We start from the raw sequence: 14,684 nt of genomic DNA, 5'->3' as shown, positions 1-14,684 counted from the left end.
TCACATGCTTATGTGAGCGGACAGCGGGCAACGGTGGTCGGGGCGGCGGCATCTATCAGGCCACAACCCACAACCTGCCACTGCTATGAAAACAGTTCTGACCATCGGCCTCAGCCTGCTGCTGGGCTCGGCCGCCTTTGCCCAAACGTCGCCGGCGGCCCCGGCCGCTGCCACCTGGCACCCGCGCGTCTTCAGCCCGCAGGAGCTGCGGCAGGATTTCGACTCGCTGCACGCCTGGCTGCAGAGCACGCACCCCGACCTGTACGTGGCCGTGCGCCGCAAACGGGCCGAACGCCGCTGGCAGGCCGCCCGCGCCCAGCTCACTCGCCCCATGACGCGCCGCGAATTCTTGCTGCTGACGGCCCCGCTGACCACCCAGTACCAGGACGGGCACACCGGCCTGTACCTCGATGCCGAGGACGAGGAAGGCCGGGCGTACGACGAGCACGGCCGCCGGTTTTTTCCGCTCAACGTGCGCGTGAAAGACGGGCAGCTGTACGCCGCTAACAGCCTGAACAGCCAGCTCATCCGGCCCGGGGCGCGCATCACCCGCCTCAACGGGGTGCCCGCCGCGCAGCTGGTGGCGCAGATGAAGCCCTACTGGTTTCACGACCACGAGGCCAACCTGGAAAGCACCCTCTCGCGCTTTTTCAACACCTCGCTGTGGTTTGTGCGCGGCTGGGGCCGGCAGGTCGAGGTGGAGTTTGTGAACTACGGCACCCGCCAGCGCCAGCGCGAAACCCTGGCCGGCGTGCCCTACGCACAGGTGGCCCCGTACATCTACCCCGGCCGCAAGCGGCAGCGCCTGACCATTCACGAGCCCGAGCGCCTGGCCGTGCTCGAATTCACCGGCTTTGCCGATACGCCCGCCACCAGCGCCTTCCTCGACTCGGCCTTCACCGTCATCCGGAGCCGCCACATCGGGCACCTGGCCGTGGACATCCGCCGCAACGGGGGCGGCAACTCCGCGGTGGGCGACAACCTGCTGCGCTACCTCACCCGCAAACCCTACCTGCAGGGCGCGGCCAAGGAGCTGAAGTACTCGACGGCCGTGCCCGGTCTGGCTCGCAACGCGTGGTTTCGGCGCAGCCTGGTGGCGCACGCGGGCCAGTTCGTGGACAACCGCCTCCGCCTCGATTTTACCCCGACCACCCCCGCGCCGCTGGTCCGGCCCGAGCTGTTTTTCACCGGCCAGGTGTACCTGCTGACTTCGCCGCGCACTTTTTCCTCGGGGCACATGCTGGCCGCGGCCGTCAAGACGTATCAGCTGGGCACAGTGGTGGGCGAAGAAACCGGCAACGCCATGAACTTCTTCGGCGAAGTGCTCGGCTTTCAGCTGCCCCACACCGGCCTGGAGGCTTCCTGCTCGGCCGCGCAGTGGTGGTCGGCGGGCCTGACCGACGCCAACCGGCGCCGCGGCGTGCAGCCCGACGTGCCGGTGCCCACCACCATCCGCGACCTGGCCGAGGGCCGCGACGCCGTGCTGGAATACCTGAAAACGACCATCCGCGCCGGGGCCGGCAGCCCCACCGCCTCGGCGGCCAGGGGGGCTCGGTAGCGGAACAGGCGAGAAGCCTCGGGCCGCCGGTGGCCGGGGCACCGTTCAAATGCCGCGGCGTCCGCGCATTTTCCCACATTTGCTTTCCGTCCCTCACTTTCCCCATCTTCCCGATGACCGCTTTTGTAGTCGAAGACGAGCCCCTGGCCGCCCGCCGCCTCACCGACCTGCTGCGCCGCCAGCAGCCGCCCGTGCAGGTGCTGGCCACCGCCGATTCGGTGGAGGCGGCCGCGGCCCTGCTGCTGGCGGCGCCGCAGCCGCCCGACGTGCTCTTTCTCGACATTCACCTGGCCGACGGGCTGAGCTTCGAGCTGTTTGAGCGGGTGCAGGTGCGCTGCCCGGTCATCTTCACCACCGCCTACGACCAGTATGCCCTGCGGGCCTTCAAGGTCAACAGCATCGACTACCTGCTCAAGCCCATCGACGAGGACGAGCTGCAGGCGGCCCTGCACAAGCTGCGGGCCGTGCGCGCCACGCCGGCCGCCGCGCCGGCCTTCGATGCGGGCGTGCTGGCCCAGGTGCTGCAGCAGCTGCAGCCCCAGCCGCAGTACAAAAAGCAGTTTGTGGTGAAGGTGGGGGAACACCTGAAAGTGGTGCCCGTGGAGCAGGTGAGCTACTTCTTCAGCCTCGAAAAAGCCACCTTCGTGCAGACGCGCGAAAACCGCCGCTTCGTGCTCGATCAAACCCTGGAACAGCTGGAAAAGCTGCTCGACCCCCAGCAGTTCTTCCGCCTCAACCGCGCCTACCTCGTCCACCACGAGGCCATTCAGGACATCATTCATTACACCAACTCCCGCCTGAAAACCACCCTGCGCCCCGCCGCCCCCGAGGGCGACGTGCTGGTCAGCCGTGAGCGGGTATCCGCCTTTCGCCAGTGGCTGGATCGGTGAGTGGTGACAGGTGATACGGGAAAGGTAAAAAGGGCGCATCCCCCGCGGAGCGCACCAGTACCACCCTGTCACCTGTCACCTGTCACCTGTCACCTGTCACCTGTCACCTGTCACCTGTCACCTGTCACCTGAATCCAGCGCCTGCTGCAGCTGCTCGAAAAACAGGCCCACGTGGTAGCCGTCGGCCAGGCCGTGGTGGGCGTTGACGGCCACGGGCATCAGCAGCTGCTGGCCGGCCGGCCGGGTGCGGCCCACCGATATTTTCGGCACCGAATCGGGGTAGCCAAACGCGCGGGCGTGGGTGAGGCCGGTGAAGCTCAGCCAGGGAATGGCGGAGAAGTGAATCACGTCGGGGCGGGCCGTCACATCGTTGAGGCGCAGGCCGCTGCTCCGGCGCACAGCCTCGATTTCGGCCAGCAGCCCGGGCCCGAAATCGGCCAGCGCGGGCGTGTAGGGCACGAAGCTGAAGCCGAAGGTATGGTCGGAGCGGGTGAGCGTGGCCGAGGCGTGAATGGCCTCGTAGCACCACACTTGCCCGTCCTCGATGCGGTAGCGCAGGGCCTCCACCGCGTTGACGGCCCGGAGCACGGCGTGCAGGTAGAGCTGAAAAAACGACACGCCCAGCTGCTTGGCGCGGGCGTAGGCGCGGGCCGCGTCTACCTCGGCCACCACGCCGAAAAAGGGCTCCTCGAAGGCCGAGAAAAAGGTGAAATGCTCCCGGCGGTTCCAGCTGCTGAGGTCAATCTGATGCTTCATGGCGGGCAAAGGTAGAACCGCAGATAAGAACGAATGCCTGACTGGAATGCGGCCGACGGTAGCACCCCGTAGTCATTGCGAGGCGTAGCCGCAGCACCCGCCGGAAGGCGTCGCCAATTCTGCCTCCGGGAGTGCCGCCGCTGCAGTACCCACAACCGAGAAGAGCACCGTCCGAAACCACAGGCGCGGGGTTCGGGCGGGGTTGGTTGATTGGTCGGCACGTTGGCCAGGCCCGATTGCCACCGCTGGATGCGCGGAATGTCGGGCCTCTTCGCCACGACTGCCATTCGAGCCGTCAGCGGCCGCTACCTTTGCCAGCCCGCTATTTGCCCGTTCACATGCCCGCTCCCTCGCTCATTGCCTTCGACGCCGACGACACGCTGTGGCCCAACCAGCCGCACTACGACCAGGCCGAGGCCCAGCTCTACGAGCTGCTCACCCACTACGCCGACGCCGACACGCTGGGCCGCCGCTTCTACGAGGTGCAGCGCCGCGACCTGCCCCTGCTCGGCTACGGCGCCAAGTCGTTTATCATTTCCATGATCGAAACCATCATCAGCCTGACCGAGGGCCGGGTGACGGGCCGGGAAATCCAGCAGATCATCGACGCCGGCAAGCGCCTGCTCGACTTCCCCATCGAGCCGCTGCCCGACGTGCGCGCGGTACTCGACGTGCTGCAGGAGCAGGGCCACCGGCTGATGCTGCTCACCAAGGGCGACCTGTTCGACCAGGAAAGCAAGCTGGCCCGCTCCGGGCTGGGCGACTATTTTGCCCACGTCGAAATCGTGAGCGAGAAGAACGAGGCCACCTACCGGCGCCTGCTGCAGCGCTACGGCCTGCGCCCCGATGAATTTGTGATGATCGGCAACTCGCTGAAGTCCGACGTGCTGCCGGTGGCCCGCCTGGGCGCCCGCGCCGTGCACGTGCCCTACCACACCACCTGGGCCATGGAGGAAGTGCCCGCCGAGCAGCTCGTGGGCGTGCCGTTTCACCGCGTGGAGGCCCTGGCCGAAGTGGTAACCTACCTGGAAACCCTGGCCGCCGAGCAGGCCTGACCAAGCCGACCGCCCCGCTTCCGGCCGCTGACCGGGATGGGGCGGCCGCTGGGGCCTTACTGCAGCACCAAGCGCTGCTGCTGCGCGTACTGGCCGGCCGTCACGCGCACCACGTACACGCCCTTGGGCTGCTGACGCAGGTCCAGGGCCACGGGCTGACCGGCCGCCGGCAGGGTGCGGGCCAGCACCTCGCGGCCCAGCACGTCGCAGATGCGCAGGCGGGCGCCGGCCGGCGCCGCGGTGTGCAGCTGCACGATGCCATCGGCGCTGGGGTTGGGGGCGAGGCTGAACGCGGCCGGTCCGGCCGCGGCGGGGGTGGCCGCCAGCATGGCCTGCGTGGTGCGGTACACGCCGCCCGTGCCGTTGGCGTCGGTGTAGGCGCCGAAGTAGCCGGTCGTGGCGTTGGCGTAGTCGAAGCTGAGGAAGAAGGTGTTGGCGGCCAGCTCCCGCCAGGTGCGGCCCTGGTCGTAGCTGTACGATACACCGTAACTATTGCTGTTGTCGTAGTCGGGGCCCACGCTCAGGTAGAGGCCCGCGGTGCCCGGAATGGCCTTGACTTTGGCGGTATGCAGCGGTCCGGTAAACGCTTCGAACTGCCAGGAAGTGCCCTCGTTCGTGGTAGTCAGGATTCCGCTCCGGCTGGCCAGCACGCCCGTGCGGGCATCGGAGAAGGCCAGGGAATACCGGTCGTAGTTGCCGCCCAGGCCCTGGATGGGCGCACTAGCCGTCCACCGCAGGCCCCGGTCGTTGGAGCGCAGCAGGCGGGGCGGCGCCACAAAGTCGCTGTCGGCGGCCATGACCCACATGGTATTGCCCAGTGTCGTCAGGCTTTCGGACAGCACGATTTCCTTGGACGACGCGGCCGGCAGGTTGGCGGCGGGCAGGGGCGTCCAGGTGGTGCCGCCGTCGGTGGTGCGCAGCCCCTGCAGCCCGCCGGCCGGGCCGCGGCTCTGGCCCAGCACGATGCCCTCGGTGGGGCTGTAGAAATGCACGAAGGGAAACCGCGGCAGCTGCGCGGTGGGCAGCACAACGGCCCAGGTGCCGCCGCCGTCGGTGGTGCGCTGCAGCGTCATGTTCTGCCAGCTGGCGTCGTAGAGCAGCACGAAGGCGGTGGTGGCGCTGGTGGGCGTCAGCTGCTCGGCGCGGATGGTGGCGCCGCCGCCGAAGGGGCGGTACTGCCAGGTCTGGCCCCAGTCGTCGGTGCGCGAAATGCCGTAGCCGCGGTTTTGGGGCGGGTTGTTGAGGTAGTCGGTGCTCAGCAGCTGCCAGGCCGTCTGTCCGTTCACGGTGCGCATTTCCTGCGACACGGCCCACGGCGGGGTCTGGACGGTGCCCGCCAGGTTTTGCCGGTACCACAGCGGGCCGGAGGTGTAGCAGGGCGTCGGGTTCATGTACTGGCCCTGGGCCCGGGCGGCGGAACTCAGGCCCAGCACGCTCAGCGCGAGGAGTAAGGGTGCTTTCATGCGGTAAGGATTAAAGAAATGAATCGGCCTAAAATAGGCTGAATTGTATATAACGCCAAATCGGCGCGGGGCGGCTAGCCTTCCAGCCAGCTTTTCACCGCCGCCGCCTTTTCCCGGCTCACCAGCACTTCGTCGGCCGGGGCGGGCTGCAGGTCCAGCTTGAGCTTGCCGTTAAACCACGGGTGCAGGCGCTGCACGGCCGGCAGCTGGGCAATGAACTGCCGGTTGAGCCGGAAAAACTGCCGCCCGTCGAGGCGCTGCTCCAGCTGCTCCAGGGTGTAGTCGACGAGGTAGCGCTGCCCGGCCTGGGTGACCAGCGTTACCGTTTCGTGGCGGCTCTGAAACCAGGCAATGTCGGCGGCGGCCACGGGCAGCAGCTGCTCGCCCTGCCGCACCAGAAAGCGCGTTTTGGGCACCGCCGGGCTGCCGGCCGGGTGCAGCGTATCGTACAGGCGCTCGGCCACGGCCGAGGCTGCCAGCGCCGGGCGGTGCCACTGGCGCAGCTTGAGCAGGGCGGCCTGCAGCTCGGCCAGCTTGATGGGCTTGAGCAGGTAATCGACGCTGTGGGTGCGGAAGGCGCGTAGGGCGTATTGGTCGTAGGCGGTGGTGAAGATGACGGGCGTGGTCACCACCAGCTGGTCGAACACGTCGAGGCTGATGCCGTCGGCCAGGTGAATGTCGGCCAGAATCAGGTCGGGCGCGGGGTGGGTGCGCAGCCAGTCCACGGCGCCGGCCACCGTGTCGTGGTGGGCCAGCACGCGGGCCTCGGGCGCGGCCTGGGCCAGCAGCCGCTGCAGCCGCTCGGCGGCCGGGTATTCGTCTTCGAGCAGCAGAACGGTCATGGGGAGTGAGATGGTGAGGTGGTGAAATCGTGAGCTGATGGTTGGGCTGCGCGGTACTGCGCAGGCGGCGCAAAGAGAACAATACTCACCATTTCACCATTTCACAAGTTCGCCGTTGATGAGCGGCAGCCGCACGGTGAAGGTATCGGGCGCCGCGTCGATGTCGACGGGGCGGGCGGGCAGCAGCAGGGCGTACCGCTCGCGGATGTTGCGCAGGCCGGTGCCGGTGCCGGGCGGGGCGAAGCCGGTGCCGCGGGCGCGGCGCGGGTTGCTCACGGTCAGCCACTGGCCCTCGGCCGCCACGCGCACGTGCAGCGGGTGCCGGCGCGAGGCCTCGTTGTGCTTCAGCGCGTTTTCGATCAGCAGCTGCACGCTCAGCGGGGCCACGTGCTGGTCGAGCAGGGCCGGCGGCACCGCCTGCTGCACCTGCAGGTTGTCGCGCAGGCGGGCTTTCTGCAGGGCCACGTAGGCGTCCACGAAGGCCAGCTCCTCGCGCAGCGGCACGGTGCGCCGCTCCCGGCTGAGCAGCACGTAGCGGTACACGTCGGCCAGCTGCTCCACAAACTGCTGGGCCGGGGCGTTGTCGGGCTCCACCAGGGCGGCCAGGGTGTTGAGGGAGTTGAAGAGGAAGTGCGGGTCGAGCTGCTGCTGCAGGGCTTCGAGCTGGGCGCGCTGGCTGGCGCTCTGCAGCTGCTCGGCCCGGCGCACGTTTTCGGCCCACTGCAGGAAGAAGTGCCGGCTCTCGTAGCCCAGCATCACGATGGTGGTCGGAATCAGGTTGAAAACGATCTGGCCGAGCAGCGCCTCGGGGGTAAACGGGAAATACGCGGGCATGACCAGGTGCAGCAGCGCCACCAGGGCCACGGTGGCCCCGCTGGTGTAGAGCAGGCAGCCCAGCAGCAGCCACCACAGCCGCCGCGCGGTTTGCTCCACCCGCGGAAACCGCTCGACCAGCAGGGCCCAGATAGTGCGCGTGCCCTGCCAGAGCACGGCCGTAAACAGCAGTGAGATGCCCCAGCTCACGGCCGCTTGCCCCCAGGAATACCAGTGCTTGGCACTCAGCACCGCAATCAGGAGGCTCAGTGCCGGCATGCCCACGAGGCGCAGACGCAAATCGTTCATGGCCTAAAGATGCCGCGGGCTGCCCACAATTCGCGCATCAGGCGCTGCGCACCAAGGCCACGCCCAGCGTCACGGTGCTCAACGTCAGCAGCAGGGCCCCGGCGTAGATCAGGGCCAATCCGGCCCGGCCGGGCCGCACGATATTCCGGCCGGCGGCCGCCGCGAAAAAGCCGCCGCTCACCAGCATCGGGGCCAGCCCGAAGCCCAGCCGCACCGCCCACCCCAGTCCCGCGCCGAAGGTTAGCGCATCGATGAAGAGCTGGGCCAGCAGGCAGAGCAGCACCAGCACCCCGGCGTGGGCGTGGCCGGCCCGCATCAGCGACTTTTGCAGCGGATTCAGCCCCAGCTGCGCGTGCCCGCCGCCCAGGATCTGCAAAAGGAAATGGCCGCCGAAGGCAATGGTCGGCACCAGAATCAGCGCCGCGCCGCTGAGCAGCCGGGCGGGTTGGGAAAGGTCCATGACGAAAGAATCAGGCAGGAAAGGAATTGGCGGACTTCTGCCCGCGTCGCGCACGCAGGGCGGCCGGCGGCTTGGGCCAGGGCAGCCATCGGTGGCCAGCTAGAACAGCGGCAGCCCCCGCATGGCGTGCCAGAACAGCCCGCCCACGGCGGCGGCGTAGAGCAGGGCCACCGCGGCCACGGCCAGCACCTGGGCGGTGCGGCCGGCAAGCCGGCGGCCCAGCAGCCCGCCCGCCAGCGGCAGCGCCTGCAGGGCGTGCAGGCCCAGGAAGTGGGCGGCGCGCAGGTCGCCGTGGCGGGTGCTCCAGCCCAGGATGGGCAGGCCCGCGCCGCCGTCGGCCGCGCCCACGGTGTGGGCCAGCCGCCCGGCCATCACGCCGCCCACCACGCTGCCCACCAGAAATACCAGCAGCCCCAGCCGGATGCCCCACACCCAGGCCGCCGGGCCGAGGGGGCGGTGGCGAAACACCAGCACCACGGCCCCGACGATGGCGCCCGTGTTGAGGGCAATGAAGACGCCCATGAGCTGAAACACCGCCCCGTCGAAGGCCGAGCCGATGTTGAAGTGCGAGGTGGTGCCGCGGGCCGCCTGCCCCACCACGCACGCTATTTCCACCACCATGCTCAGCGCCACCAGCCGCCCGATGCGCCGGGCCGCGCGCTGCCCGGCGGGCGGCACGTCGGCCAGCAGCCAGGCCAGCGTCCAGAGGTAGATCAGGATGGAGAGGCTGAACTTGGCCGGCTTGATCCACACGTTCAGGCCGGTGACGCTGCGCCCGTCCAGCACCCAAAGCAGCAGGCAGGCCAGCAGCAGGCCCAGGTGCAGCCAGCCGGCCCGGACCAGCGCGGGCTGCGTGTCGGGCAGTGCCCACCGCCAGGCCGCGGGGCGGGCAGACTCGGGTGCGGCCGCAGATGGCTGAAAGGCGGGAACCAAGGCGGTTTTCATAGGTCAGAAGGCGGTTTGGTTGGCAAAGAAGGCCGCAGCCGTTAAGCTGCCGGCTGGGCGGCCGGCTGCGGCGCGGGGCGCAGCTGGCGCAGCGCGGCGTAGAGCAGCAGCCCCACCGGCCCGACCAGGAAGGTGAGCAGCAGGGCTGGCGCCACAATCAGCGGGGGCAGCCCGCGGCGCTCGGCGTCGCGCACTTCCCAAAGGCCCACGCACAGGTCGAAGCAGAGGTAATGCGCCCAGCCGGCCGTCAGCGCCCACGGGTCTTCAAACAGGGTGCGCACCTCGGCCAGGGAGCCAAACCCACCCGCAGCGGCGTGGGGGCCGAGGTAGTGGGTGAGAATGAGGGCGGCGTAGGCGGCGGCCAGCAGCAGGGGCCACAGCCCGCTGCGCACCAGCCGGCGCGTGAGGCCCCAGCGCGGGGCCACAACCAGCAGCAGCCACGCGGGCAGCACGGCCGCGTTGGTCAGGGAAAAAACAAGGTCGGGGGTGAAGGCGGGCATGGCGGCGGGGCGGGCAGATGAACGATGCCCAAAACTACGCGCCCGCCCCGCCGCGCCGAAGCCCGAGCGGGGTGAAGCGTACCCGCCGCCGGGTGAAGCGTGCGCGCGGCGCGGTGAGCCGGCCGCGCTGGCAGACCCGGGAAGTCCGAACCAGGTAGCTTCCGCTGCCGGGCGGCTGAGACCGGGCGGCGCCCAGGCTGGCACTGCCCGCAAGGCGGCCTCGTGCGCCGCGCCCCGCCGCCCGGTCTCGGCCGATTTGCGCGCGGCGCCGCGGCCCCGATTCGTTGCTTTGGCTGCCAGACCGTGCACCTGCCGGCGGCCGAAAAACGACGGCTGCCACGGCCCGGCGGCGGCGCTTACAACTTCCCGGCTTGCGCCGCGTAGTTTTGGGCCGTGAAAGCCTTACTCCGAACGGCTGTGCTCAGTGCCGCGCTGCTGCTGCTGCGGTCTGCCGCGGCGGCCCCGCCGGCGCCCGCCGACACGAGCCGCGTGCGCCAGGCGCACCGCCGCGTGGTGTTTCAGTTCGATCAGCGCTATTCCCTGCTGCAGCGCGAAATGGTGGGCATCAACGGCCTGAAGCTGGGCGTGGAGTGGCGCGGCCGCCTGCGCACCGGCGTGGGCGTGTACTTCCTGAGCAGCGCCATCAACACCCGCGCCGTGCCGCCCAGCTTCGTGCCCGCCGGCTCCGACGACAAAATCCGCTTCCGCTACGTGACGCTCTACGGCGAGTACGTGCTGCTGGGCACCCCGCGCTGGGAGGTGAGCACGCCCGTGCAGGCCGGGCTGGGCCGCTACTACGTGCGCTACCAGTACCCCGACGGCACGGTGTACCGCACCGCCCGCGAAAATATCTGGCTGATCGAGCCCACCATCGGCGGGCACATGCGGGTGTTTCGCTGGGTGGGGCTGGGCGCCGGCGCCGGCTACCGCCAGGCCCTGCTCACCGAGGACCGGCTGGAGGACGACATCAGCGGCGTCATCTTCTACGGCCGCGTCAAGCTCTTCCTCGGCGACCTGTACAAGGTGGTGCGGGGCCGGGAGCGGCTGTTCTCGCAGCGCGGCCTGCACCGCCGCGACTACCGCCCGCGCGAGTAACGGGGCGGATTCTGAGCCGGCCTCGCGGCGCCCCGGGCGGGGGCCACCCGGCCGCCAAACGCCGCACCGCCCGCCGCGGCTCCTCGGCTGCGGCGGGCGGTGCTCGGGCAACAGTGGCGGGAGGCTACTTGGTCACGTTCACGCCGGTAGACGTGCGCGGCCGGCGCAGCAGGTAGTAGCGGTTGCCGCTGGCGCCGTTGCGGTCGATGGCGGCGGAGGCGCTGCTCTGCACCACCTGCAGCACTTCCCAGCCCAACGAGCCCATGTAGTTCAGCGCGCTGATGGGGGTGGCAAACACCTGCAGCTTGCCCACTTCCAGCTTCGACAGCTCGGGGCCGCCCAGCTTCTCGGAGCCGTAGCCGAAGTCGGCGTAGACGTCTTTGCCCACCACGCGCACCTCGCAGTACTCGTAGCGCACCGCATCGGGGGCGGGCGTGGCCAGGTTGCGGGTTTGGGCGCGCAGGGCGGTGGGGCTCAGGCCCAGGGCCAGCAGCAGGCAGCAGGCGGGGAAAAGGTGTTTCATAACGGCTAGGTCAGAGGTCAGAACACGAAGAAAGCAAAAAGGCCGGCAGCAACGGCGCGTGCTGCCGGCCTTTCTACCGGAAAAAGTGCAAACAGGGTTGTTGGCTGTCAGTTGCGAGTTATCAGTTGGCAGGGCAGGCGTCAGCGCGGACTGACAACCGACAACTCGCAGCTGACAACTAGTTCACGTGCGGCAGGTAGGAGTACTTGCGGCCGTAGTCGAGCATCTGCTGGGCGAAGTCCGAGGGGTATTCCAGCTTCACGTCCACAATCTTGCCCTCGCGCTCCACCGGCACCAGCCGGGGCTGAATGAAGCCGGCGTAGGGCGCGATGTTGAGCTTCTGGTAGCGCTGCAGCACCTCCTTGTGCAGGGCCGGGTCCACCTTCACGCCGTAGTTTTCGATGAGGTTTTTGGCCCCGTTGTAGTCGCCTTCGCTGGTGATGCGCTGGGTTTCGCGCAGCAGCTGCCCAAACAGGCCGCGCAGCTTCTGGTAGTCGTTGACGCGGAAGTACACCTTGCCGTCCTTGGTCACTTTCTCGATGACCTTTTCCTTCTGGCCCTTCTCGTACACCCACTTGGCCACCATCTGGCGGTTGCGCATGTGGGCTTCCTCCACCGTTTCGCCCAGGGGCAGGCGCGAGAGCTGCGTCATCAGCCCGCCGCGGATATAGCTGTCGTACTCGGCCTTGCCCACCTCCAGGCTCGGCACCACCTTCATTTCCACCAGCTTGGGGTCCATCAGGTAATACAGCGCCACCAGGTCGGCGCGGCCCTCCTCGATGGCCGAGGCGTAGCTCTTGAGCGTTTCCTTAGTGGTGCCCACGCCGGGGTTGATCTGCCCCGAGGCGTGGCCGATAACCTCGTGCATGTCGGTGTGCAGCTTGCCCGCCAGCGAGCCGTACTGCCGGGCGCGCTGCCGCTCGGCGTCGGTAAGCGTGAATTCCTCCAGCATGCCGCCGGCCGAGGCCTGGTCGTAGGCCTCCACGATGTTGCCCAGGTTCACCGACTTCGAGCCGTGCTCCTTGCGAATCCAGGTGGCGTTGGGCAGGTTGATGCCAATGGGCGTGGCCGGGGCCGCGTCGCCCGACTCCACCACGGTGGTAATGACCTTGGCCGTGATGCCCACCACGTTCTTTTTCTTGTGCTCGGGCTTGATGGGGGAGTGGTCCTCAAACCACTGCGCCTGGTCGCCGATGGCCTTGATGCGCTTGGTAGCCTCCAGGTCCTTGAACGACACCACCGCCTCGTAGGTGGCGCGGTAGCCCAGCGGGTCGCCGTACACCTCGATGAAGCCGTTCACCACGTCGGTGCGCGACTTGGTGTCGTGCACCCAGGCAATGTTGTACTCGTCCCACACCTTCAGGTCGCCGGTGGTGTAGTACTGCACCAGCTTCTGCAGGGCCTTTTTCTGCTCGGGGTTTTCGGCCACGTCGGCGGCCTTGCCCAGCCAGTACACAATCTGCGTGATGGCCTCGCCGTACAGGCCGCCCACTTTCCAGGGCTGCTCCACCACGGCGCCGTTCTTGTCCTTCACCAGGCGCGAGTTCAGCCCGTAGGAAATGGGCCGCGGGTCCTTCTTGTCGATTTTGCGGGCGTAGTAGGCCTCCACTTCCTTCTGGGTCAGGCCCTGGTAGAAGTTGGTGGCCGAGGTCTGCACCAGGTCGGCGTCCTTTTCCTGGTTGACGCGCTTGGCGTCCAGCGTCGGGTCGAAGATGACGGGCGTAATGGTGGCCAGGAACTCGTCCACCGTTTCGCCGCCCACCAGCGGCAGCGCTTTGGCGTCGGCGGCCTTCACCAGCTCGGCGAAGTACTCGCGCGAGCAGTCAGGCACAAACTTGCGGGTGCTGTAGTGGTGGTGCACGCCGTTGGAGAACCACACCCGCTTGGCGTACACGTTGAACTTCTGGGCCTGCTCCACCTGCTGGGTGTTGCTGGTGGCGGCCATGCGCTGCTGGTTCAGCGGCCAGAGGGCTTCCAGCGTGCGGCGCACGCGCAGGTTGTGGCGGTAGTTCTGGTCGTAGGTGATGTCGCGGCCGGCCAGGGCGGCTTCGTAGAGGTAGTAGAGCAACTCCTTCTGCCGGGGCTCCAGCGTTTCGAAGCCGGGCACCTGGTAGCGCAGCACGCGCAGATCGGCAAACTGCTCGCTGACCGTCTGGAAGGGCTGGTCTTTGGCGGCTTCGGCCACCGGCTCGGGCGCGGCCGGGCGGGCAATGTCAAGGGCCGTGCCGTTGGTGGCGCTGATGGTGGCCAGGGTCACGGCGTCGGTGGTGGCAGGAGCCGTGGTGGCGGTGGCGCCGGCGCAGCCGGCCAGGCCCAGGCCCAGCAGCCACGCGGCGGGCCGCAAGCGGGTATGTTTCATTAAGTAAAAGGCGGGGGTGGATTATCGGCTGCAAAGCAACGCATTCGCGCCCGATTCCCAATCCAGGGGTAGTCAGCAGGTGAAGGAAACGGCCAGGGCACGAAACAAGCCGCGCGTCTGGCCCAGCCCCCGCGGGCCGGTTCTGAGCAGGGTGGGGCAGGCCATTGTTATGCAATGGTGCAGTTTGGCAAGATTCTTCAGCGCGAAAGCGCGCCCGCAAGCCCCGGTTCATTATGGGCGCAGCTCCCGCTGCAGTTCGGCTAGTTCAGGCGGAATTTGGGGAACAATCTGGGCCAGGGCTTGGCGCACGCACTGCAGGTAAAGCACCCGGTGGGACTGCCGGTAATTGGTGCGGCCGTACAAGCTGCCGCGCAAGACCGTCCGACCCTGCGCGTAATAAGTGCCTACCAATTCGCGCCGCTGGTTCCGAATATCGAGTTGTACATCGAGGGTGCAGTGGTAACGAACCCACGGGAACCCCAGCAGGGTGAGCCCGCCCAGCGTCAGGCCCGACAGAAAGGCATAGCCATGGCCCTGGCCATAGCGGACGCACCGGGTCGTGAGCACCGCAAAACCCCGGGAAGAGCCCGCGGGAGCCGCAATAACCTCGCGCACTTCGCGGGCAAATAAGGTATCCAGATCAGAAGCTACGTGCAGGGTGTCGAAGCCCGGACGGAAATGCGGCGCCTGGACTTCGGGCGTCAGCGGGGGCAGCCGCGTGGCCAGGGGCGCCGACGAGGGCGTCAGCAAGGCAGGGTCGAAGGCCCGGCAGCCAGTAAGGAAGAAGCCCGCAAGCAGGGGTAGTAGGTTCTTCATACCCCGGAAACGGTAAAAACGACCGCGCAGTATGCTGCCATAGGCTGGGGCTACGCGGGGTAGTTGCCCGGGCCCGCCAGTCATGGAATCTTAAGGTGGGCAAAGAATAAAACCGGGCAAAACCGCGCGAAACTGCGGCCGTACCCGGCGAGGCTTGTTACTTCTTCACTCGCCTAGAGCCTGTTATGGACTGGTGGCCTTAAAAACGCCTTTTGCTAGCAGCAAGGTGACAAAGGCGAAAAAATGAAATTGCTGCATGGTCACGGCCAGGCGCTCGTAGTCGCGGGCCAGGCGGCGAAA

The 14,684-nt window shown here is 68.0% G+C and carries 14 protein-coding genes; 4 read left to right on the top strand and 10 right to left on the bottom strand.

Translation table 11 applies throughout. The features are described from left to right. Positions 1–85 precede the first annotated feature (85 nt). Both DLM85_RS22095 and DLM85_RS22090 read left to right on the top strand, forming a co-directional pair. Positions 86–1,558, top strand: a complete 1,473-nt coding sequence (locus DLM85_RS22095) for a S41 family peptidase (RefSeq protein WP_111480358.1) — start codon at positions 86–88, stop codon at positions 1,556–1,558. A 113-nt stretch (positions 1,559–1,671) separates the two neighbouring features. Continuing rightward, on the top strand, positions 1,672–2,448 hold the full coding sequence (locus DLM85_RS22090; protein WP_111480357.1) for a LytR/AlgR family response regulator transcription factor: 777 nt from the start codon (positions 1,672–1,674) through the stop codon (positions 2,446–2,448). A 117-nt stretch (positions 2,449–2,565) separates the two neighbouring features. On the opposite strand, the gene DLM85_RS22085 is transcribed toward DLM85_RS22090, so the two are convergent. Beyond that, positions 2,566–3,204 (bottom strand): chloramphenicol acetyltransferase, encoded by a 639-nt coding sequence (locus DLM85_RS22085; RefSeq protein WP_111480356.1) that lies wholly within the window; start codon positions 3,202–3,204, stop codon positions 2,566–2,568. A 338-nt stretch (positions 3,205–3,542) separates the two neighbouring features. On the opposite strand from DLM85_RS22085, the gene DLM85_RS22080 reads away from it, so the two are divergent. Then, positions 3,543–4,259 carry an HAD family hydrolase gene (locus DLM85_RS22080; protein WP_111480355.1) on the top strand — a complete coding sequence of 239 codons (717 nt, stop codon included), beginning with the start codon at positions 3,543–3,545 and terminating at the stop codon, positions 4,257–4,259. 56 nt (positions 4,260–4,315) lie between these two features. Here DLM85_RS22080 and DLM85_RS22075 read toward each other — a convergent pair whose 3' ends face one another. The 6 genes from DLM85_RS22075 to DLM85_RS22050 all read right to left on the bottom strand — a co-directional run bounded on the left by DLM85_RS22075 (position 4,316) and on the right by DLM85_RS22050 (position 9,591). Then, positions 4,316–5,722 (bottom strand): T9SS type A sorting domain-containing protein, encoded by a 1,407-nt coding sequence (locus DLM85_RS22075; RefSeq protein ID WP_111480354.1) that lies wholly within the window; start codon positions 5,720–5,722, stop codon positions 4,316–4,318. Positions 5,723–5,796: 74 nt separating this feature from the next. Continuing rightward, positions 5,797–6,564: a LytR/AlgR family response regulator transcription factor gene (locus DLM85_RS22070; RefSeq protein WP_111480353.1), complete on the bottom strand. Its 768-nt coding sequence runs from the start codon at positions 6,562–6,564 to the stop codon at positions 5,797–5,799. A 93-nt stretch (positions 6,565–6,657) separates the two neighbouring features. Further along, the gene (locus DLM85_RS22065; protein ID WP_111480352.1) at positions 6,658–7,686 is read right to left on the bottom strand and encodes a sensor histidine kinase; all 1,029 of its coding nucleotides are present in this window, start codon (positions 7,684–7,686) and stop codon (positions 6,658–6,660) included. Between the two features lie 37 nt (positions 7,687–7,723). Next, positions 7,724–8,146: a hypothetical protein gene (locus DLM85_RS22060; protein ID WP_111480351.1), complete on the bottom strand. Its 423-nt coding sequence runs from the start codon at positions 8,144–8,146 to the stop codon at positions 7,724–7,726. 99 nt (positions 8,147–8,245) lie between these two features. Continuing rightward, positions 8,246–9,091 (bottom strand): hypothetical protein, encoded by an 846-nt coding sequence (locus tag DLM85_RS22055; RefSeq protein ID WP_111480350.1) that lies wholly within the window; start codon positions 9,089–9,091, stop codon positions 8,246–8,248. Positions 9,092–9,132: 41 nt separating this feature from the next. Continuing rightward, positions 9,133–9,591, bottom strand: a complete 459-nt coding sequence (locus DLM85_RS22050) for an ABA4-like family protein (RefSeq protein WP_111480349.1) — start codon at positions 9,589–9,591, stop codon at positions 9,133–9,135. 417 nt (positions 9,592–10,008) lie between these two features. Between DLM85_RS22050 and DLM85_RS22045 the strand changes: the two genes are divergently transcribed. After that, positions 10,009–10,686: a hypothetical protein gene (locus tag DLM85_RS22045; RefSeq protein WP_111480348.1), complete on the top strand. Its 678-nt coding sequence runs from the start codon at positions 10,009–10,011 to the stop codon at positions 10,684–10,686. 124 nt (positions 10,687–10,810) lie between these two features. Here the strand turns inward: DLM85_RS22045 and DLM85_RS22040 are convergent, their stop codons facing one another. The 3 genes from DLM85_RS22040 to DLM85_RS22030 all read right to left on the bottom strand — a co-directional run bounded on the left by DLM85_RS22040 (position 10,811) and on the right by DLM85_RS22030 (position 14,384). Further along, positions 10,811–11,209, bottom strand: coding sequence for a hypothetical protein (locus tag DLM85_RS22040; RefSeq protein WP_111480347.1), 399 nt, complete (start codon positions 11,207–11,209; stop codon positions 10,811–10,813). 178 nt (positions 11,210–11,387) lie between these two features. Continuing rightward, on the bottom strand, positions 11,388–13,568 hold the full coding sequence (locus DLM85_RS22035) for a dipeptidyl-peptidase 3 family protein (protein WP_133257200.1): 2,181 nt from the start codon (positions 13,566–13,568) through the stop codon (positions 11,388–11,390). Between the two features lie 231 nt (positions 13,569–13,799). After that, positions 13,800–14,384, bottom strand: coding sequence for a hypothetical protein (locus tag DLM85_RS22030; RefSeq protein WP_111480346.1), 585 nt, complete (start codon positions 14,382–14,384; stop codon positions 13,800–13,802). Positions 14,385–14,684: the final 300 nt, after the last annotated feature.

Origin of the sequence: Hymenobacter edaphi (assembly GCF_003258365.1) — a bacterium.
GTDB lineage: Bacteria > Bacteroidota > Bacteroidia > Cytophagales > Hymenobacteraceae > Solirubrum > Solirubrum edaphi.
This window is presented reverse-complemented; position numbering and strand designations above follow the sequence as displayed.

Coding starts and splice junctions, on each gene's coding strand:
- DLM85_RS22035 (WP_133257200.1), bottom strand. CDS start 13,568: ATGAAACATACCCGCTTGCGGCCCGCCGCGTGGCTGCTGGGCCTGGGC.
- DLM85_RS22075 (WP_111480354.1), bottom strand. CDS start 5,722: ATGAAAGCACCCTTACTCCTCGCGCTGAGCGTGCTGGGCCTGAGTTCC.
- DLM85_RS22070 (WP_111480353.1), bottom strand. CDS start 6,564: ATGACCGTTCTGCTGCTCGAAGACGAATACCCGGCCGCCGAGCGGCTG.
- DLM85_RS22080 (WP_111480355.1), top strand. CDS start 3,543: ATGCCCGCTCCCTCGCTCATTGCCTTCGACGCCGACGACACGCTGTGG.
- DLM85_RS22090 (WP_111480357.1), top strand. CDS start 1,672: ATGACCGCTTTTGTAGTCGAAGACGAGCCCCTGGCCGCCCGCCGCCTC.
- DLM85_RS22060 (WP_111480351.1), bottom strand. CDS start 8,146: ATGGACCTTTCCCAACCCGCCCGGCTGCTCAGCGGCGCGGCGCTGATT.
- DLM85_RS22030 (WP_111480346.1), bottom strand. CDS start 14,384: ATGAAGAACCTACTACCCCTGCTTGCGGGCTTCTTCCTTACTGGCTGC.
- DLM85_RS22055 (WP_111480350.1), bottom strand. CDS start 9,091: ATGAAAACCGCCTTGGTTCCCGCCTTTCAGCCATCTGCGGCCGCACCC.
- DLM85_RS22085 (WP_111480356.1), bottom strand. CDS start 3,204: ATGAAGCATCAGATTGACCTCAGCAGCTGGAACCGCCGGGAGCATTTC.
- DLM85_RS22040 (WP_111480347.1), bottom strand. CDS start 11,209: ATGAAACACCTTTTCCCCGCCTGCTGCCTGCTGCTGGCCCTGGGCCTG.
- DLM85_RS22050 (WP_111480349.1), bottom strand. CDS start 9,591: ATGCCCGCCTTCACCCCCGACCTTGTTTTTTCCCTGACCAACGCGGCC.
- DLM85_RS22065 (WP_111480352.1), bottom strand. CDS start 7,686: ATGAACGATTTGCGTCTGCGCCTCGTGGGCATGCCGGCACTGAGCCTC.
- DLM85_RS22095 (WP_111480358.1), top strand. CDS start 86: ATGAAAACAGTTCTGACCATCGGCCTCAGCCTGCTGCTGGGCTCGGCC.